This window comes from Caballeronia sp. LZ062 (assembly GCF_031450785.1).
GTDB lineage: Bacteria > Pseudomonadota > Gammaproteobacteria > Burkholderiales > Burkholderiaceae > Caballeronia.
Window position 1 is genome coordinate 2,591,578 of sequence record NZ_JARTWB010000002.1, and the last position, 18,287, is coordinate 2,609,864.

At 64.5% G+C, this 18,287-nt stretch carries 17 protein-coding genes; 12 read left to right on the plus strand and 5 right to left on the minus strand.

The window, feature by feature from the left end:
- The first annotated feature begins 33 nt into the window (after positions 1–33).
- The 10 genes from P9239_RS18175 (at position 34) to P9239_RS18220 (ending at position 11,187) form a co-directional block, all read left to right on the plus strand.
- Positions 34–753: a DUF484 family protein gene (locus P9239_RS18175; RefSeq protein ID WP_309753347.1), complete on the plus strand. Its 720-nt coding sequence runs from the start codon at positions 34–36 to the stop codon at positions 751–753.
- A gap of 10 nt (positions 754–763) precedes the next feature.
- Positions 764–1,687 (plus strand): tyrosine recombinase XerC, encoded by a 924-nt coding sequence (gene xerC / locus P9239_RS18180; RefSeq protein WP_309753349.1) that lies wholly within the window; start codon positions 764–766, stop codon positions 1,685–1,687.
- Between the two features lie 36 nt (positions 1,688–1,723).
- A complete protein-coding gene (locus P9239_RS18185; protein WP_309753351.1) occupies positions 1,724–2,923 on the plus strand; it encodes a class I SAM-dependent rRNA methyltransferase in 1,200 nt (399 codons plus the stop codon).
- Between the two features lie 130 nt (positions 2,924–3,053).
- Entirely contained in the window at positions 3,054–4,127 is a 1,074-nt protein-coding gene (locus P9239_RS18190; RefSeq protein WP_309753353.1) for a GTP-binding protein, read from the plus strand.
- 540 nt (positions 4,128–4,667) lie between these two features.
- A complete protein-coding gene (dksA, locus tag P9239_RS18195) occupies positions 4,668–5,084 on the plus strand; it encodes an RNA polymerase-binding protein DksA (protein ID WP_061122132.1) in 417 nt (138 codons plus the stop codon).
- 344 nt (positions 5,085–5,428) lie between these two features.
- Positions 5,429–5,965: an ATP-dependent protease subunit HslV gene (hslV, locus tag P9239_RS18200; protein ID WP_309753357.1), complete on the plus strand. Its 537-nt coding sequence runs from the start codon at positions 5,429–5,431 to the stop codon at positions 5,963–5,965.
- A gap of 12 nt (positions 5,966–5,977) precedes the next feature.
- On the plus strand, positions 5,978–7,315 hold the full coding sequence (hslU, locus tag P9239_RS18205; RefSeq protein ID WP_309753359.1) for an ATP-dependent protease ATPase subunit HslU: 1,338 nt from the start codon (positions 5,978–5,980) through the stop codon (positions 7,313–7,315).
- Positions 7,316–7,646: 331 nt separating this feature from the next.
- Positions 7,647–8,729: a bifunctional DNA-binding transcriptional regulator/O6-methylguanine-DNA methyltransferase Ada gene (gene ada, locus P9239_RS18210; protein WP_309753360.1), complete on the plus strand. Its 1,083-nt coding sequence runs from the start codon at positions 7,647–7,649 to the stop codon at positions 8,727–8,729.
- 197 nt (positions 8,730–8,926) lie between these two features.
- Positions 8,927–10,546: a glutamate--cysteine ligase gene (gene gshA / locus P9239_RS18215; protein WP_309753362.1), complete on the plus strand. Its 1,620-nt coding sequence runs from the start codon at positions 8,927–8,929 to the stop codon at positions 10,544–10,546.
- 140 nt (positions 10,547–10,686) lie between these two features.
- A complete protein-coding gene (locus P9239_RS18220) occupies positions 10,687–11,187 on the plus strand; it encodes a hypothetical protein (protein WP_248320775.1) in 501 nt (166 codons plus the stop codon).
- Between the two features lie 10 nt (positions 11,188–11,197).
- On the opposite strand, the gene P9239_RS18225 is transcribed toward P9239_RS18220, so the two are convergent.
- Positions 11,198–12,760, minus strand: a complete 1,563-nt coding sequence (locus P9239_RS18225; protein ID WP_309753365.1) for a DHA2 family efflux MFS transporter permease subunit — start codon at positions 12,758–12,760, stop codon at positions 11,198–11,200.
- A gap of 96 nt (positions 12,761–12,856) precedes the next feature.
- Positions 12,857–13,354 carry a MarR family transcriptional regulator gene (locus tag P9239_RS18230; RefSeq protein WP_309753367.1) on the minus strand — a complete coding sequence of 166 codons (498 nt, stop codon included), beginning with the start codon at positions 13,352–13,354 and terminating at the stop codon, positions 12,857–12,859.
- Positions 13,355–13,540: 186 nt separating this feature from the next.
- Here P9239_RS18230 and P9239_RS18235 point away from each other — a divergent pair, with 186 nt between their 5' ends.
- Together P9239_RS18235 and P9239_RS18240 are read left to right on the plus strand one after the other, a co-directional pair.
- Positions 13,541–13,834: a hypothetical protein gene (locus P9239_RS18235; RefSeq protein WP_309753369.1), complete on the plus strand. Its 294-nt coding sequence runs from the start codon at positions 13,541–13,543 to the stop codon at positions 13,832–13,834.
- A 219-nt stretch (positions 13,835–14,053) separates the two neighbouring features.
- Entirely contained in the window at positions 14,054–15,634 is a 1,581-nt protein-coding gene (locus P9239_RS18240; protein ID WP_309753370.1) for an efflux transporter outer membrane subunit, read from the plus strand.
- Positions 15,635–15,642: 8 nt separating this feature from the next.
- Here the strand turns inward: P9239_RS18240 and P9239_RS18245 are convergent, their stop codons facing one another.
- The 3 genes from P9239_RS18245 to gspL are packed head-to-tail and all read right to left on the minus strand — an operon-like array spanning position 15,643 to position 18,268.
- Positions 15,643–16,425 (minus strand): type II secretion system protein N, encoded by a 783-nt coding sequence (locus tag P9239_RS18245; protein ID WP_309753372.1) that lies wholly within the window; start codon positions 16,423–16,425, stop codon positions 15,643–15,645.
- The gene (locus P9239_RS18250) at positions 16,422–16,925 is read right to left on the minus strand and encodes a type II secretion system protein M (protein WP_309753375.1); all 504 of its coding nucleotides are present in this window, start codon (positions 16,923–16,925) and stop codon (positions 16,422–16,424) included. Before P9239_RS18250 ends, P9239_RS18245 begins: the two co-directional genes overlap by 4 nt.
- Positions 16,922–18,268: a type II secretion system protein GspL gene (gene gspL, locus P9239_RS18255; protein WP_309753377.1), complete on the minus strand. Its 1,347-nt coding sequence runs from the start codon at positions 18,266–18,268 to the stop codon at positions 16,922–16,924. The genes P9239_RS18250 and gspL overlap by 4 nt, the downstream gene beginning before the upstream one ends.
- Between the last annotated feature and the right edge of the window lie 19 nt (positions 18,269–18,287).

Here is an 18,287-nt window from a genome sequence, read left to right on the forward strand (position 1 = left end):
CTTGGGCCACGCATTCAAACGTATCAGGCAAACATGAATCCACGCGAAGTCGCCGACTATCTGCTCGACAATCCCGATTTTTTCGTCGAGCACGCCGAACTGCTCGGCACCATCCGGCTTTCGAATCCGCACGGCAAATCGGCCGTGTCGTTGCAGGAACGCCAGATGGAAATGCTGCGCGACAAGAACAAGCAACTCGAACGGCGGCTCGCCGAACTGCTGCGCTACGGCCACGAAAACGACAGCATCGCCACGAAATTCAACCGCTGGACCGTGCGCGTGACCGGCCAGCGCGATCCCTACGCGCTGCCGTCCACCATCAGCAAAGGACTGTGCGAAGTCTTCGATGTGCCGCAAGCCGCGCTGCGCATGTGGGACGTCGATGAAGCGTACCGGCAGGCGGATTTCGCGCGTCACGTCGGCGAGGAAGTGCGCATTTTCGCGGGCAGTCTCGACGCGCCGTATTGCGGCGCGAACAGCGGCTTCGCCGCGGCGCAGTGGCTGGGCGTGGCGAACTCGGCTTCGGCGTCCAGCGGCGGCTCGCTTGAAGACGCGTCCGCCGAACGCGGCATTCAGTCCATTGCGCTCGTCGCGCTGCGCGATCCGCAAGCCGGCCCGGATGCCCCCACGTTCGGCCTGCTCGTCATGGGCTCGCCCGACGCGCGCCGCTTTCACGACGGCATGGCGACCGATTTCCTCGCGCAGATCGGCGTGCTGGCGAGCGCGGCGCTCTGCCGCCTGCTGCCGAACTAGGCGCCGACACATGGAACCCGCCGATCACATCGCCGCTTATCTCGCGATGCTCGAACACGAGCGGCGTCTGTCGGAACACACGCTGCGCGGCTACACGTACGAACTCGGCGAACTGCGCGCGCTCGCCAAGGGCCGCGCGCTCGAAACGCTGACGGCCGCCGACATGCGCGGCGCGGTCGTGCGCGCGCACGCAGCGGGGCTGTCACCGCGCTCTATCGCGCATCGGCTGTCGGCGTGGCGGGCGTTTTACCGCTGGCTCGCCGAACGCGTCGAGATGCCCGCGAATCCCGTGGCGACGGTGCGCGCGCCGAAGCGCGAAAAGACGCTGCCGAAGGCGCTTTCCGTGGACGACGCAATGGCTTTGATGGACGCGCCACGCGCCGACACCACCGAAGCGTTGCGCGACCACGCCATGCTGGAACTGTTCTATTCGTCGGGGCTGCGGTTGTCGGAACTGGTCGGGCTCGATGTCCGCCACGTCGATACGAAGGACCATCAGTCCGCCGGCTGGCTCGATCTCACCGCCGCCGAAGTCACCGTGCTCGGCAAAGGCAAGCGGATGCGCAAGGTGCCGGTGGGCAGCAAGGCGATCGATGCGCTGCGCGCGTGGATCGACGTGCGCGGCGAATTCGTTAAGCTCGATCCGCACGCGCTCTTCCTTTCCGTGCGCGGCAACCGCATGTCGCCGGGCGTGGTGCGCGAGCGCGTCAAGCGCTTGGCGCTGCTCGCGGGCATTCCGGCGAACGTGCATCCGCACGTGTTGCGGCATTCGTTCGCCACGCACGTTTTGCAGTCGAGCGGCGACCTGCGCGCGGTGCAGGAACTGCTCGGCCATGCGAGCATCACCGCGACGCAGATCTACACGTCGCTGGACTTTCAGCACCTTGCTCGCGTCTACGACTCGGCGCATCCGCGCGCGAAGAAGCGCGATTAACACCGCAGCGCCACGCGCGCCGCTACCCTCATCGCAATGAACACCATCACGCTTAAACCGGCGAAGGACAAGTCGCTCGTTCGCCGCCATCCGTGGATTTACGCGAACGCCATCGCGCGCATCGACGGCAATCCCGCGCCCGGCGCGACCGTCACCGTGCGCGCCGCGGACGGCCGCTTCCTCGCGCGCGCGTCATACAGCCCGCATTCGCAGATTCGCGCCCGCGTCTGGACGTTCGACGAAGCCGAACCCGTCGATCACGCGTTCTTCAAGCGGCGCGTGCAGCGGGCGGTCGCGCATCGGCAGACGATGGTCCGCGATACCGGCGCGACGCGCCTCGTCTTCGGCGAAGCGGACGGCTTGCCGGGTCTGATCGTCGATTACTACGTCGCCGATCAAGGCTCGCACGCGCAGCTCGTCTGTCAGTTCATGGCGACGGGCGTCGAGGCGTGGAAGGCGGCCATCGTCGATGCGCTCATCGCCGCGACCGGCTGTCCGAACGTCTACGAACGCTCCGACGTATCCATTCGCCAGAAGGAAGGGCTTGAACAGACGACCGGCGTGCTCGCGGGCGATCCGCCGCCGGACACGCTCATCACGAACGAATGCGGCGTGCGCTATCACGTCGACGTGAAGCACGGCCACAAGACCGGTTTCTACGTCGATCAGCGCGACAACCGCGTGCTCGTGCAGCAGAACGCGCAAGGCCGGGACGTGCTGAACTGCTTCTGCTATACGGGCGGCTTTTCGCTTGCGGCGTTGAAGGGCGGCGCTGCGCGCGTGGTGTCCGTGGATTCGTCCGGCGAGGCGCTCGCGCTCGCGCGTGAGAACGTGAAGGCCAACGGTTTCGACGCGGAAAAGGCCGAATGGCTCGACGCCGACGCCTTCAAGACGCTGCGCCGTTTGTACGACGAAGGACAGCGTTTCGACCTGATCGTGCTCGATCCGCCGAAGTTCGCGCCGTCGCGCGAAACCGTGGACCGCGCCGCGCGTGCGTACAAGGACATCAATCTGAGCGGCTTCAAGCTGCTGCGTCCGGGCGGGCTGCTGTTCACGTACTCGTGTTCGGGCGCGATCGATGCGGATTTGTTTCAGAAGATCGTCGCGGGCGCGGCGGCCGATGCGCGCGTCGATGCGCGCATCCTGAAGCGCCTGGGTGCGGGCGTCGATCACCCGCTGCTCACGGCGTTCCCCGAAGGCGAGTACCTGAAGGGCCTGCTGTTGCAAATCGCGTAAGCGGCCTTATCTGGCTGCGACCCAGTCCTAACGCAAAGCACCGGCGCGGCGAATATGTTTCAATATCCGATTCACTGCGCCACCCAACGGCCGCGCGACTCCGAACACTGACAAGGAAACAGGCGACACCATGATTCCCGTAACCATCCTGACCGGCTTTCTGGGCAGCGGCAAAACCACGCTGCTCAAGCGCATTCTGAACGAGAAGCACGGCATGAAGATCGCCGTGATCGAGAACGAGTTCGGCGAAGAGAATATCGACAACGAAATTCTCGTGCAGGAGACGAACGAGCAGATCATCCAGATGAGCAACGGCTGCATCTGCTGCACGATTCGCGGCGATCTGGCGCGCGCGCTGGAAGACCTCGCGAACCGCAAGAAGGCGGGCACGCTCGACTTCGACCGCGTGGTGATCGAAACCACGGGTCTCGCGAATCCGGGTCCGGTCGCGCAGACGTTTTTCATGGATAACACGGTCGCCGACGAATTCCTGCTCGACGCGATCATCACGCTCGTCGATGCCAAGCACGCGAACGCGCAGCTCGACCAGCACGAAGTGGTGCAGCGGCAAGTCGGTTTCGCGGATCGGCTGTTCATCACGAAATCCGATCTCGTGGATGCGGACGCGTTGGAAGCACTGAAGCATCGACTGCTGCACATGAACCCGCGCGCGGCGATCAAGGTCGTGAATTTCGGCGACGCGGACATCAAGGAAATCTTCGATCTGCGCGGCTTCAACCTGAACTCGAAGCTGGAGATCGACCCGGACTTCCTCGCGGAAGACGACCACGATCATGACCACGATCACGCGCATGACCACGCGCATGACGATCACGACCACGCCACGTGCGGTCACGATCACAGCCACGATCACGAGCATCATCATCATCACGCGCACCACGACGACAAGATCAAGTCGTTCGTGTATCGCAGCGACAAGCCGTTCGACCCGAACCGTCTCGAAGACTTCCTCGGCGGCATTTTGCAGATTTATGGCGAGCGCCTTTTGCGCTACAAGGGCGTGCTGTATATGAAGGGCGTCGATCGCAAGGTCGTGTTCCAGGGCGTGCATCAGATGATGGGCAGCGATCTCGCCGCCAAATGGATGCCGATCGAGAAGAAGAACAGCAAGATGGTGTTCATCGGAATCGAGCTGCCGAAGGATCTGATCACCGACGGTCTCGACGCCTGCCTGGTGAAGTAACTGCGACGGTCAAGCGCGGCACGCATTTCGCTTATCTGCGCCAAGCGCGCGAAACGGCGGATGCAACGTCGATGCGAAGACGATTTGAACGCAAGCGCCGCCCGCGACTCTCGCCGGCGGCGTTTTTCGTGGACGAATATCGTCGCTGAAATGTAGTCGCGCCCACCAAGCGCCGTCGCTTTTTGCGTGTTCAGGCGTTATATTTTTGAAATTCCGGCGGCTTTCGACAGGGTTTTCCTCGGTTATCGTCGGAAATTGCGGTTCAGTTACAATACAGCCCCACTGGAGAAGGGCGAATCCGTTCGGCGCAGGGGGTGTACGGAAATTGGCCGTCGGATGTTAAAACGGATGCCCCGGCGGACGATCTGCTGATAGGCCGCGAGGGCCAACGAGGCGGGCGTTTTCGGAGCAGCCAATATCGGTTTCCAGAGGAGTTCGGCCCCGCATCGAGTGTCGCGTGACGCCAAAACGCTGCATGTATGCGGGCAACGCAAGTGCGGGCGTTGCGAAGACATCGCCTTACATTGAAGAAGCAAGCAGATGACAACGAAACTCTTGACCGAAGCCGAAATCCTGAAGATGAGCGAGAAGGACTACATGAACGAGGAACAGCTCGCCTTCTTCAAGAACCGGCTCGAGCAGTTGCAAGCGGACATTCTCAAGAATGCCGGCCAGACGACCGAAAATCTGCGGGAAACGGTGATCGTGCCGGATCCGGCGGACCGCGCGACCATCGAGGAAGAACATGCACTGGAACTGCGCACGCGCGACCGCGAACGCAAGCTCCTGAAGAAGGTGCAGCAGTCTCTCGCGCGCATCGAGTCCGGCGACTATGGCTGGTGCGAAGAAACCGGCGAGCCGATCGGCATTCCGCGCCTGCTCGCACGGCCCACGGCCACGCTCTCGCTAGAAGCGCAAGAGCGCCGCGAATTGCGCCAGAAGCTCTTCGGCGACTAAAGCGGGGACCGCGCGGCGAACGGTGCGGGACCGCCCGCAACGGGGAACTCGCCGCCGCGAAAATCCGCTTTGTCGGGCGCTCGCACTCGCAAAAGGCACACGTGAATCGTGTGCCTTTTTGCTTTTCGCGCGCGCAACACACCCGCACTTGATAAATGCCGCCGCGCCCTAAACTGAACTCGACGCGCCCGCTCATCGCGAAGGCGCGCGCGCGGCGCCGTTCGCTTCGAGCCATTCGGCCAGGCGGAACCCCGCGCCGTGCACTCCATCGAATTCTCGACTGCGTGGCGGCTCGTCACTGATGCCAGCCGCCCGCGTTCTCCCGGTTTTCTTAAGGAACGCACATGGAACAATTTCACGGCACGACCATCGTCTCCGTGCGACGCGGCGGCAAAGTCGCGTTGGGCGGCGATGGTCAGGTGACGCTCGGCAACATCGTCATGAAGGGCGGCGCCAAGAAAGTGCGCCGCATCTATGGCGGCAAGGTGCTGGTCGGCTTCGCCGGCGGCACCGCCGACGCGTTCTCGCTGCTGGATCGCTTCGAAGCGAAGCTGGAGAAGCACCAGGGCAATCTGACGCGCGCCGCCGTCGAACTGGCGAAAGACTGGCGCACCGACCGCATGCTGCGCCGTCTCGAAGCCATGCTGATCGCCGCCGACGCACAGGCCACGCTCGTCATTACCGGCAACGGCGACGTGCTCGATCCCGAAAACGGCATCTGCGCGATCGGCTCGGGTGGCGCGTATGCGCAAGCCGCCGCGCAGGCGCTCGCCGAAAACACCGACCTTTCGCCACGCGATATCGTCGAAAAGGCGCTGACCATCGCCGGCGACATGTGCATCTATACCAATCACAATCGCGTCATCGAGACGATCGAATAAAGGAACCCAGCGATGACCACCATGACTCCCTCCGAAATCGTCTCCGAACTCGACAAACACATCATCGGTCAAGGGCGCGCGAAAAAGGCGGTCGCCGTCGCGTTGCGCAACCGCTGGCGCCGTCAGCAGGTCGCCGAGCCGCTGCGCCAGGAAATCACGCCGAAGAACATTCTGATGATCGGGCCGACGGGCGTCGGCAAGACCGAAATCGCGCGGCGTCTCGCGAAGCTCGCAGACGCGCCGTTCATCAAGATCGAAGCGACCAAGTTCACCGAAGTCGGCTACGTGGGCCGCGATGTCGACAGCATCGTGCGCGATCTGATCGAAATCTCCGTCAAGCAGACGCGCGAGGCGGAGATGAAGAAGGTGCGCACGAAGGCGGAAGATCGCGCGGAAGACCGCATTCTCGATATTCTGCTGCCGAGCGCGCGCCCGGTCGGTTTCGGCGCGGCAGAAGCGACCAGCGAAGGCGATAACACCACGCGCCAGACGTTCCGCAAGCGCCTGCGCGAAGGCGCGCTCGACGACAAGGAAGTCGAACTGGACGTCGAAATGCCGCAAGTCGGCATGGACATCATGGGTCCGCCGGGCATGGAAGACATGACCGAGCAGATTCGCTCGATGTTCGCGAACATCGGCGGCGGCAAGAAGACGCGCCGCAAGGTGAAGGTGAAGGAGGCGCTGAAGCTGCTCACCGACGAAGAAGCCGGCAAGCTGCTCAACGACGAAGAGGTCAAGACGAAGGCGGTGCAGAACGTCGAGCAGAACGGCATCGTTTTTCTGGACGAGATCGACAAGATCGCGTCGCGCAGTGAAGTCGGCGGGGCGGAAGTCTCGCGCGCGGGCGTGCAGCGTGATCTGCTGCCGCTCGTGGAAGGCACGACCATCAACACGAAGTACGGGATGATCAAGACGGATCACATCCTGTTCATAGCGAGCGGCGCGTTTCATCTCGCCAAGCCGAGCGATCTGATACCCGAGCTGCAAGGGCGTTTCCCGATTCGCGTCGAGCTGGATTCGCTGTCCGTGGGCGATTTCGAGTCCATCCTGAATTCGACCGACGCGAGTCTCGTCAAACAGTACAAGGCGCTGCTCGCAACGGAAGACGTCGAACTCGACTTCGCCGATGACGGCATCCGGCGTCTGGCCGAAATCGCGTTCTCGGTGAACGAGAAGACTGAGAACATCGGCGCGCGGCGGCTTTATACGGTGATCGAAAAGCTGCTCGAGGAAGTGTCGTTCGCGGCGGGCAACCACGCAGGCCAGCCGGTGAAGATCGACGCGGCGTACGTGGACCGCGCTTTGGGCGATGTCGCGGAAGACGAGGATTTGTCACGCTACGTGCTGTAGTCGGACGCAACTACGAGAAAGCCGGGCCACTAGCGCCCGGTTTTTTTACGCCTGCTGCAGATGAGAAGGCGAAAAAAAAAGCCCGCCTAGTCGGCGGGCTGAATCCATATCAGGAGGAGACATGGAGGAGACAGTTCCAATAATACACAGCGGGTTGATGCGACGCAATAGAAATTTTAGTAAAAACCCCTATGGCGTCGATGTGTGGTATCTGCGCGTCACTTTTTGTCGCAACGCTGGACGAGCCAAAAATGACAGAGCAAGGAACGGCGCGTAACCTCATCGGCACGGCTCTACAGTGGACGCGTACCCAAAAGCCGCCGAGGTCATCATGAACGCCGCAGAAATGCCCCTCTATCAAACGGATGAAAGCCGCTGGCAAGCCGTCGCCGGACGCGACGCCAAAGCCGACGGCGCATTCTTCTTCGCCGTGCGCACGACCGGCGTATTCTGCCGCCCGTCATGCGCGTCGCGGGCGCCGCGTCGCGAGAACGTGTCCTTCTTCACGACAACCGACGCAGCCGAAGCCGCCGGATATCGCCCGTGCAAGCGCTGTCAGCCGACGAGCCTGCCGCGCGAACTCGCCATCGTCGAGCGCGCGTGCAAGGTGCTCGACGCCGATCCGCAGCAGCGCATGACGCTCGCCCAACTGAGCGACGCCGTGCACGTCAGCCCGTTCCATTTGCAGCGGCTGTTCTCGCGGATCGTCGGGATTTCGCCGCGACAATATCAGGCGGCCCGGCGCGCGGGCGTGCTGCGCGATGCCTTGCAGCGCGGGCGCGATGTCACGCGCGCCACGCAGGACGCCGGTTTCGGCTCGCCGTCGCGTATGTATGACGCCGCCCCAGCGGAACTCGGCATGACGCCGTCTGCGTATCGGCGCAAGGGCGCGGGACTGACCGTGCGCTACGCGACCGCGGCCACGCCGCTCGGCACCGTGCTCGTCGCGGCGACGGACAAGGGCGTCTGCAAGATCGCTTTCAGCGATGATCCCGCCGCGCTCATCGACCAGCTCGCCGCCGATTTCGCGCTGGCCGAGCGCGTTCGGGACGACGCGCGCATGGAGCCGTTCATCGCGCAGATTCGCGCGTATCTGCACGGCACGCGCGAGCGGTTCGACTTGCCGCTCGACATCGGCGCGACCGCGTTTCAGCAGCGCGTCTGGGATGCGCTGCGCCAGATTCCCTACGGCGAGACGCGCAGCTATACGGACGTCGCGGCGTCGGTCGGATCGCCGGGCGCAGTGCGGGCCGTCGCGAGCGCGTGCGCATCGAATCCCGTGGCGTTGGCGATTCCGTGTCATCGCGTGATCGGCAAGGATGGCGCGATTGCCGGCTATCGCTGGGGCTTGTCGCGCAAGGAAGCGTTGCTCGACACCGAGCGCACACACAGCGAAGCGGGAAAGGTCGCCTGAAAGCAAAATTAGCACCGCTGCGCCCGCCGTCGAACGACGCGCGGGCGCTTTTTCATTGCATCGCCAACACGCGTTCATCGCGCTGCGAACCGCGCCAATCGGAGCCTCAAGCACGGGCAACACCGAGATGTTAAAGTGCCCGCTACCCGAAAATTTGACCGGGCGCGAGCCACTCGCGCTCTTCGCAGAACGCTTCAATGGCAAATAAAAATCCCGCTCACCCCGCAGCCGGCGCATACCAGCGCAGGCTTGCCGCGCTCGCGTCCGGCCCACACGCCGACGCCCTGCGCCAAGGCTTGCGCGGCATCGAAAAGGAAAGCCTGCGCGTGACGGCCGATGGCAAGCTCGCAATGACGCCGCATCCGCGGTCGTTCGGCTCGGCGCTCACGCATCCGCTCATCACGACGGACTATTCGGAAGCGCTCGTCGAACTCATCACGCCCGCCGAGCCGGACGCCGCGCGCGCGCTCGCGCGTCTCGACGCGATTCATCGCTTTGCCTACGCGCATCTCGGCGACGAGCTGCTGTGGAATCACTCGATGCCCAACGCGCTGCCGCCCGAGGACGAGATCCCGCTCGGTTATTACGGCACGTCGAACATCGGCAAACTGAAGCACGTGTATCGTCGCGGACTCGCGCTGCGTTACGGCCGCACGATGCAATGCATCGCGGGCATTCACTACAACTATTCGCTCGACGAGAACGTGTGGCGAGCGTGGCAGGCGCTCGATCCGGCGAGCACGCTGTCGTTGCAGGACTTCCGCTCGGAGCGTTACTTCGCGCTGATCCGCAACTTTCGCCGCACGAGCTGGCTCTTGATGTATCTGTTCGGCGCGTCGCCCGCGCTGAATAAACGCTTCGTCGAAGGCAAGCCGCATCGGCTCGAAACGTTCGACGACGACACGTTCTATCTGCCGCATGCCACCAGCCTGCGCATGAGCGACCTCGGCTACACGAACAATCCGGCGCAGGCCGATCTGCTGCCGAGCTACGATCACCTCGACGCGTACCTCGACGTGCTCGCAAAAGCCGTGAGCCAGCCGTATGCGCCGTATGAAGCCATCGGCACGCAGCGCGACGGCGAGTGGGTGCAGATCAATACGAATGTGTTGCAGATCGAAAACGAGTTCTACTCGACGATCCGTCCGAAGCGCGTAGCACGTTCCGGCCAGCGCCCGCTGCACGCGCTGGCCGAGCGCGGCGTGCAATACATCGAAGTGCGCTGCCTGGATATCGATCCGTTCGCGCCGGCCGGCATCGCGCTCGAAACGGCGCGCTTTCTGGATGCGTATCTGCTTTACTGCGCACTGGAAGACAGCCCGCTCTTGCCGCGCGAGGCGAACATCGAGGCGAACGACAACTTCAACGCCATCACGAAGGAAGGACGCAAACCGGGCCTGACGCTTCGTCGTGACGGCGCGCAGGTTTCGATGCAGGCGTGGGCGAACGAATTGTTCGATGCCATCGAGCCGGTCGCCAGCACGCTCGACGCGCTCGCCGGTAACGACGACCACACGCGCGCACTCGCGGCGCTTCGCCCGCGCATTGCGGACGCGTCGCTGACACCGTCGGCTCGCGTGCTGCAGACGATGCGCGACAAGCAGCAGTCCTTCGAGACGTTCGCGTTCGACATCAGCCGTGCGCACGCGGAGTACTTTCGCCGCCGCCCGCTGCCGCCCGACGAAGAGCGCGACATGGAAGCGCTTGCCGCGAAGTCGCTGACGGAGCAAGCCGCCATCGAACGCGAAGAGACTGAACCGTTCGACGCGTTCGTCGCCGCGTATCGGGATTACAAGCCGAACAGCGTCGGCGTGTGATCGCGCTCACGGGCGTTTTTTCCTGCTTCGCTTCGGCGAGTCTGGCAAAAACGACGCGTTTTGCAACAGACGGAAACGCGCCGAACATCGCACGCGCGTGCGGACCGAAAATTGGCTTTTTATCGACTATCGGGATTGCGATGAACTACCGACTCATCAGCGCAGCCGCGTCGCTCGCCTTGATCGCCGGGTGCGCCGCCGAAACGCAGGTCAGCAGCCAGACGATCGAACAGGCCACCGCGCCGCTCACCTGCATGAGCAAGCTCGAATGCGACGCGTGGTGGGCGCGCGCGCAGGTTTGGGTGACGAATCATTCCGAGTACAAGTTGCAAGCGATCACGGATTCCGTCATTCAGACGGCCGGCCCGTCGAGCGGCAAGCGCGCGCTCGCGTATCAGGTCACAAAGACGCCGAGCAACGAAGGCACGGCGACCATCGGCTTCGCGGCGCACTGCGACAGTCCGCTCGGCTGCGATCCGAACCCGTGGCAGGCGGGCGCGGACTTCAAGCAATTCGTGCGCAACGGCACGTCGCGTCCCGTCAGCGCCACGCCGCAGGCCGTGCAGCAGCCGCAGCAGATGCAGTCTGTTCCGCTCAATCTGGACAGCCAGCCGGCGCAATCGGTCACGCCGATTCAGTGACGCTCCTGCGTCAATGACCCATCGACGCGGATGCGCCCTTGCGCGGACGCGTCAGCCAGACCATCGCGGCGAGCACGAGAAACGCATAGAAGGAAATGCGGAAGAAGTCGTTGGTCGACATCATGTACGCCTGCGCGGCCACGACACGATCCAGTTGCGCGGTGAGCGCCTGTCCTGACAGGCCGACGCCCGAAAGCAGGTCGGAATAAGCCGTGGTCGTCTGCGCGTAGGGCGTGACCGATTCGGTGAGCACGGCATGATGGCGAATCATGTCGTTTTCCCAGAACGTCGTGCTGACCGCCGTGCCGATGGCGCCCGACAGCGTCCGCAGGAAATTCGACAATCCTGCCGCGCCCGCGAGCCTTTCATCGGAGACGCTGGAGAGCGTGATCGTCGTCATCGGCACGAAGAAGCACGCCACGCCGATCCCCTGAATCAGGCGCGGATAGACGATCTGATGAAACGGCGTGTCGAGCGTGAACGTCGAGTTCCAGTACGACACGAACGCGAACACGATGAACGCGAAGCTCGCGACCACGCGCAGATTCATGCGATGCATGTTCTGGCCGATCATCGGCGAAAGCACGAGCGCGAGTATGCCGACCGGCGCGGTCGCGAGGCCGGCGAGCCAGGGCGTGTAACCGAGCACCGTCTGCAACCACAGCGGCAGCACGACCACCGACCCGAAGAACGCAAGAAAGCCGAGCGACGTGATGAGCACGCCCATCGCGAAATTGCGGTCGCGAAAGAGCGACAAGTCGATGACCGGCTCTTTTTCCGTGATCTCCCACACGAACATGAACGCGAGCGAAATGGCCGCGATGATCGCCAGCGCCACGATGAAGTTCGAATTGAACCAGTCGCGGTCCTTGCCGAGGTCGAGCATCATTTGCAGGCTCGAGACGCCGATCACGAGCAGCGCCAGCCCGACGCCGTCGATGCGCTGATTGGTCGTCTTCGTCTCGTGGCCGCGCAAGAGGAAGTACGCGATAGCCGCCGAAAATACGCCGATCGGCACGTTGATATAGAAGATCCACGGCCACGTGTAGTTGTCGGTGATGTAGCCGCCCATCACGGGCCCGAAGATCGGCGCGACGATCACGGTCATCGCCCATAAACCGAGCGCGAGTCCGCGCTTTTCCGGCGGATAACTGCGCATGAGGATGGTTTGCGAGAGCGGGACCATCGGGCCGGAGACGAGCCCTTGCAGCAGCCGGAACGCGATGAGCGATTCGAAATTCTGCGCAAAGCCGCACAGCGCCGAGGCGACGGAGAACAGCAGTACCGAGATGGTGAAGAGCTTGACCTCGCCGACGCGCCGCGCGAGCCAGCCGGTCAGCGGCACCGCAATCGCCGACGCCACCGAATAGGACGAGATGACCCACGTGCCTTCGCTCGTCGCGACGCCGAGGCTGCCCGAGATGGTCGGCACCGCGACGTTGGCGATCGACGTGTCGAGCACTTCCATGAACGTGCCGAGCGCGAGGCCCATCGTCAGGAGCGCGAGAATGCCGCCGGTGAGCGGGGCCGGGGCGGGCGGGGCGGCGTGATCGGTCGCGGTCGTGGTTGCCATTGTTGTTGTGCTCCAGCGCGTGAATTATTCGTGTCGCGGCATTCTCTGCCCAGACAGTGAAATGGGCAATCCGTGCCGACGTCTAGAGGGCAGTCGTTAGTCCAGATCCGTATCGTGGAGTCCGCAGGCCGCGCTGTCGTCCATCGGCGAGTTGCCGATGATGCGAGCCAGCATCGCGATCAGCAGATCCAGTTCGGCGCGGCTAAAGCCGTGCAGTTGTTCGTTCAGCACCGCCGCGCCGATAGCGGGCAGGCGCGCGGCGGCGTCTTGCCCGCGCTCGGTCAGCTTCAGTTCGACGATGCGCCGGTCCGCGTCGCTGCGGGTGCGGCTCACGAAGCCCTTCTTCTCGAGCCTGTCCAGCATCCGCGTCATGGAGCCGCTGTCATACGACATCTCTCTCGACAGCTCCAGCGGCGTCCGCGCTCGCCCAGCAGCCAGCGAAAGAATCACGCCGATCTGTTGCGATGTGAGATCGAGCGGCTTCAACGCCTGGTCGGTGCGCGCGATCAATACGTTGCGCGCCTTCGCAAGGTGATAGCCGAGGCTCGTTTCGAGCCGGATCGTGGCGGGGTCGTATAGCGGTTCGCTGTCCATGCGGTTTGACGTCGGCGCGGCGTGCCGCGAAACAACAGTCGGAGAAAAAGCAATCGCCAGTATCTTGAAAAGTACTTGCACAGTCAATATTATTCTATGCAACGAGTTACGCGCTTCATGCGCCGCCCGAGACCATGTTTTGACGCCAGTCGCGTCGCTAAAAGGACGCCCCGAGAGACCCTTCAAATGACCCGCTTCGCCCGCACCGCCCGCCGACACGTCGGCCAAGTCAGCAGCACGATCGCCAGTGCTTCCCGTCACTTCGTCCCGTCGAAGATGAATCCGTGGAAGCTCGCGCTTTATCTGATCGTGTTTCTGCTGCCGGGCGGCTCGCTGGCGGTGCTCGCCATGGGCTGGTTCGAGAATCGGCATCGGCGCAAAGGCGAGGCTTCCGGGAAAACGGGCGCGGCGTCGCCCCGTGCCTTGCTTGGCTCGCCATGCACCGGCTGCCCGGCCGGCGGCGGCTCGACGGGCCGCTGAACCGCGCGTCGCGTCGCGTCGTAGCTGTCGCGTCTAGCGCGAGTAACGCGCCGTAACCGATTCCTTCCCTCGCGTAACACCAGCCTTACGGTGAAGCCGTTACCCTAACGTCTGCCCGACGCCCGCTGCGAAGCACGCAGCGGGCGTTCCGTTACTATCTCGGCTGACCGCGTTCGCCGCACCGGACGAACCGACGCCGACAGAATCCCCGACAAGCAGATGCCGTATCGCCCCGCCGTTTCCGCTTCCATCAGGTCCCGCCATCCCGCCGCTCGCCGTCACGCGCGGAAACTGAGCGCAATCGCGATTGCCGCCAGTTGCGCGCTTTTGATCGCGGGTTGCGCCGTCGGCCCGGATTATCAGCGTCCTTCCACGCCGATGCCCGCCGCCTTCAAGGAAGCGCCCGAGGGCTGGAAAATCGCGCAACCTGCCGACCGGGCGGACCGCGGCGACTGGTGGACCGTCTACAACGACTCGCGCCTAGACGATCTCGAAACGCGTCTGAACCAGTCGAACCAGACCATCGCGCAGTACGCGGCGGCGTATCGGCAGGCGCGCGCGCTCGTCGGCGAGGCGCGGGCGGCGTATTTCCCGACCATCGGCTTGTCCGCGTCGGCGTCGCGAGCGGGATCGGCTACCAGCAGCGGCACGACGACCACCGCGTTCTCCAACCGCAGCAGGGTCAGCAACGACTACAGCCTCGCGCTCGATGCGTCGTGGGAGCCGGACTTGTGGGGCAACATCGGCCGGGCAGTGACGGCGCAAAAGGCGGGGCAACAGGGCGCGGCTGCGGATCTCGCTAACGCGCGTCTGTCCGCGCAGGCGACGCTCGCGCAGACCTACTTCCAGCTGCGCGCGCTCGACGCGCAGCAAAAGCTGCTCGACGATACCGTTGCGGCTTACCAGCAGTCGCTCAAGCTCACGCAGAACCAGTACGCGCAGGGCATCGTCGCGCGCTCGGACGTGATTCAGGCGCAGACGCAGTTGCAGTCGGCGCAGGCCGCCGCCATCGACAACGGCGTGGCCCGCGCGCAATATGAGCATGCCATCGCGGTGCTCGTCGGCGAACCGGCTTCGACGTTCGCGCTTCCCGCCATGCCGCTCGACGCCACGCCGCCCACCGTTCCCACCGCGATGCCGTCGGCGCTCCTGGAGCGGCGTCCGGATATCGCGTCGGCGGAGCGCAAGGCGGCTGCGGCGAACGAGCAGATCGGCATCGAGATCGCCGCGTATTTCCCTACGCTCACGTTGTCGGCGCAGGGCGGCTTCGAAAGCTCGGTGCTGTCGCAATTGCTGCGCGCGCCGTCGCGTTTCTGGACGCTCGGGCCGGATATCGCCGCGACTATCTTCGACGGCGGCTTGCGCGCAGCGCGCACCGAAGCGGCCCGCGCCGCCTACGACCAGGACGTCGCAACGTATCGGCAAACAGTGCTGACCGCGTTCCAGGACGTCGAAGACAACCTTGCGTCGCTGCGGATTCTCGAACAGGAAGTCGTCGTGCAGCAGCAGGCGGTTCAGTCCGCGCAGCAGGCGCTCGCCATCATCAACAATCAATACAAGGCGGGAACGGTCGCGTTCATCAGCGTGTTGACTGCGCAGACCACGGCGTTCACGGCGGAACAGAAGCTTGCGAATATCGCGGGGCAGCGCATGGTCGCGTCCGTCGGACTGGTGAAGGCGCTGGGCGGCGGTTGGGATGTCGCGCAGATGAACCGGGAGACGGGCGGCGTCGAGGCGCCCGCGCCGGCTTCCGCGCCCGAGACGATGTCCGCGACGGAAAAGGACGCAGCCGGCGGCTGATTCTGCGCTTAGTAATGCGCGAACGTCAGCGCGACGGTGTCCGGATCGGTGTGTCGTCCAAGCAGATTCAACAGTCCCGCCAGATTTTCGCGCTGTTGCGGCTCTGCTTTCGCGGTGCCTTCGAACGTCGTCGCTTGTTGCGAGATCACGCCGCTGCCGGTCAACAGCAAAGGGCCTCGGGTTGTCGAGAGGTCAATGCTCGCCGTCGCACCCTGCGCCTGCAACGCGACGCGATACGAACCGAGCGGCTTGACCCGCGATACGCGCGACGCCATGTCGTCCAGCGTCACCACGAACTGTCCGTAAGCATTCCTGCCGAGCAAGCGGAATTCGGTCCACGAAAGCCGCACGGTGCCTTCGAAATTCAGCGTGTTGAACGGCGCGCCGAGTCCTGCGAGCAGCGTCGCCGGAACCGCGATTCCGCCCGCCGAGAGCGTCGCGCCGCGCGTCGTCGCATCGACGATCACGGGGTCGGGCATCGCTTCCGTCTGCCGCATGGTCATGTGCACGCGGCCGGTGAAAAGCGGCCAGAACGCCGTCGTCCACTCGATGCGTCCCGGCAGCAGCGTCGCGCCGGAGCCGTCGGTGCTCGCCGCGAACATCAGCGTCGCGGAGCCGCGCCAGAGCGAACCGGACGGGTCGGCGAGATTCACGTGGCCGCCGGTCGCCTTCGCGAATTGCGGCGTGATCCACGCGGCGGGCATCATGACGAGCAGCGTGCCCGCCACCGACAACACCATCACGATAAGTCCCGGCAGCGCGAGCCTGAGTCGGCGAGTCCAGTAGCTCATTTGACCCCGGCCGGTTGCAGCGATGCCGTCAGGTCCACCTGACCGTCCGGCTTCAGCGCCTGAATGTGCGCTTCCGACACCTGCACCTTGAACTGCTTGCGCGCGTCGTCGAGCCACATCGTCCAGTTAGGAAACGACGCGTTCTTCAACTGAATCTGCACCGCCGCGCCGATGACCTGCACCTGCGTCGGCTGCATGTTGTTGTCCGCGAGCGACTTCGCGAGCGCATCACGCAGCGCGCCGCCCGTCGGCGTCACGCCCTCGGCGCTGCCGGCAAGCGACCGCGCTTCGTTCGCTTGCGCGGTCATCGCGGCGAGCTGGCGCTGCATGGTCGGCAAGGTGTCGCGCAGACGCGCGCGGCCTTCGTAAGCCGGCGCCCACAGCACGAGATACACGAGCACGATGCCGAGCAGCAGGCCGCCCCACATCAGCAGCGTCTTTTCGCGCGCGGTGCGCGCCTCCCAGAACTCGGAGAGCGTTCGTCCGATTTCCGCTTTCATTGGCCGCTCCTGATGGTCCATTTGCCGGTGTTCGTGTCGATGGCGCCGTTCAGCCCGTTGGCCGCGAGGCGCTTGCCGAGGTCCGGATCGACCTTGGTTTCCGGCTTGAAGGTCACTTCGAGATGACGGTCGCGATAATCCAGCCCGGCGATGCCGTTCACCGGCACCGGACCGAGCGAGCGCGCGAGGCCGTCGGCGAGCGACAGAAAATCCGACGGCGACAGCTCGCCTGACGCCACGCGCAGCCGGTCGAGGTTGCGCGCCATCTGGTCGGGCGCGTCGAGCACGGTCGTGGTTTTGGGGAACGTGTCGAGCAGCAGTCTGGTCATCTGGTCGCTGATGCCGTCGCGCTGGCGCGAAAGCTGAATCCACTGCACGTTGATGCCGATGATCGACACGATGACCGACGCCGCCACGAGCGCGATCGGCACGCGCAGGCGGCGCATGGTCGCGCGATCGAGTCGCCATGGCTGGGCGGCGAATTCGAACTGGCACAGGTCGAAGCGGCTCGCGAGCGCATTGCGGGCGAGCGCCTCGAACGCAAGCGGCTGCGCGCCCGCGACGGACGCGTGCGCGCGCGACGCCGCAAGCCGCGGCTCGTCGCCGGGCATATCGACGAGCGAATAAAGCGTGAGCGGATGCTCGCCCGCCAGTGCGTCGAGCGTCGGTGCTATCGAATCGACGGGCAGCGCAAGCCCTTCGCCGAGCGCCGCGCGTTCGCCGCGCGCGATGGCTATTTCGACGCGCGGCGCGGCGGCGCTCGCGGGCGCCGTCGCTTCGATTTCGCCGATCAGCGCAGGCGCGGTCGAAATCACGTTGCCCAGCAATCCCGCGATGAACGGCGTGGGCGGCTGGGCGGCTTCTTCTTCGCCCTCCGGCGTCTCGACGACAGGCGCGGCGGCCGGAACCGGCAGGCAGCGCATGGCCGGAACCGCCTTCAGATTGCGATGCCCGGTGCTCATGAACGCGTCGCAGACGAAGCGGAACCAGCCGCGGTCGATGACGGCGACCACCCGCCGCCCGTCCGCGAGCGCGGCGGGATCGACGGCGATGTGGCACGTCTGCGCGTCCTGAATCAGTTGATCCTCGACCACGTTCGGCAGCGCCTGGCGCAGTCTCGGACCCTTCAGCGGCGGAATGGTAGCGGCGAGCAGCAGGGTGTCGCGCGCCGCGACAATCAGCACGGTTGCGTTGGCGCGCGGCAGAAGGCCGACTGCGGCGCGGCCGGCGCGCTGCGTCTCGCCGCGCTTGTCCAGCAGCAGGAACGCCATTTCTGGCAGTTGCCACTCCTGCGAGCGCACGGCGGGATCGCGCGGCGGTAGTAGAACGATCAGTGTGCTCAAAGGCCACTTCCTTTTGTCA

Excerpts from the sequence above, each read along its gene's own strand:
- P9239_RS18235 (WP_309753369.1), top strand. The coding sequence starts at position 13,541 with ATGACCCGCTTCGCCCGCACCGCCCGCCGACACGTCGGCCAAGTCAGC.
- xerC (WP_309753349.1), top strand. The coding sequence starts at position 764 with ATGGAACCCGCCGATCACATCGCCGCTTATCTCGCGATGCTCGAACAC.
- P9239_RS18230 (WP_309753367.1), bottom strand. The coding sequence starts at position 13,354 with ATGGACAGCGAACCGCTATACGACCCCGCCACGATCCGGCTCGAAACG.
- P9239_RS18175 (WP_309753347.1), top strand. The coding sequence starts at position 34 with ATGAATCCACGCGAAGTCGCCGACTATCTGCTCGACAATCCCGATTTT.
- P9239_RS18220 (WP_248320775.1), top strand. The coding sequence starts at position 10,687 with ATGAACTACCGACTCATCAGCGCAGCCGCGTCGCTCGCCTTGATCGCC.
- dksA (WP_061122132.1), top strand. The coding sequence starts at position 4,668 with ATGACAACGAAACTCTTGACCGAAGCCGAAATCCTGAAGATGAGCGAG.
- P9239_RS18250 (WP_309753375.1), bottom strand. The coding sequence starts at position 16,925 with ATGAAAGCGGAAATCGGACGAACGCTCTCCGAGTTCTGGGAGGCGCGC.
- P9239_RS18185 (WP_309753351.1), top strand. The coding sequence starts at position 1,724 with ATGAACACCATCACGCTTAAACCGGCGAAGGACAAGTCGCTCGTTCGC.
- P9239_RS18240 (WP_309753370.1), top strand. The coding sequence starts at position 14,054 with ATGCCGTATCGCCCCGCCGTTTCCGCTTCCATCAGGTCCCGCCATCCC.
- P9239_RS18245 (WP_309753372.1), bottom strand. The coding sequence starts at position 16,425 with ATGAGCTACTGGACTCGCCGACTCAGGCTCGCGCTGCCGGGACTTATC.
- P9239_RS18190 (WP_309753353.1), top strand. The coding sequence starts at position 3,054 with ATGATTCCCGTAACCATCCTGACCGGCTTTCTGGGCAGCGGCAAAACC.
- hslV (WP_309753357.1), top strand. The coding sequence starts at position 5,429 with ATGGAACAATTTCACGGCACGACCATCGTCTCCGTGCGACGCGGCGGC.
- ada (WP_309753360.1), top strand. The coding sequence starts at position 7,647 with ATGAACGCCGCAGAAATGCCCCTCTATCAAACGGATGAAAGCCGCTGG.
- P9239_RS18225 (WP_309753365.1), bottom strand. The coding sequence starts at position 12,760 with ATGGCAACCACGACCGCGACCGATCACGCCGCCCCGCCCGCCCCGGCC.
- hslU (WP_309753359.1), top strand. The coding sequence starts at position 5,978 with ATGACCACCATGACTCCCTCCGAAATCGTCTCCGAACTCGACAAACAC.
- gshA (WP_309753362.1), top strand. The coding sequence starts at position 8,927 with ATGGCAAATAAAAATCCCGCTCACCCCGCAGCCGGCGCATACCAGCGC.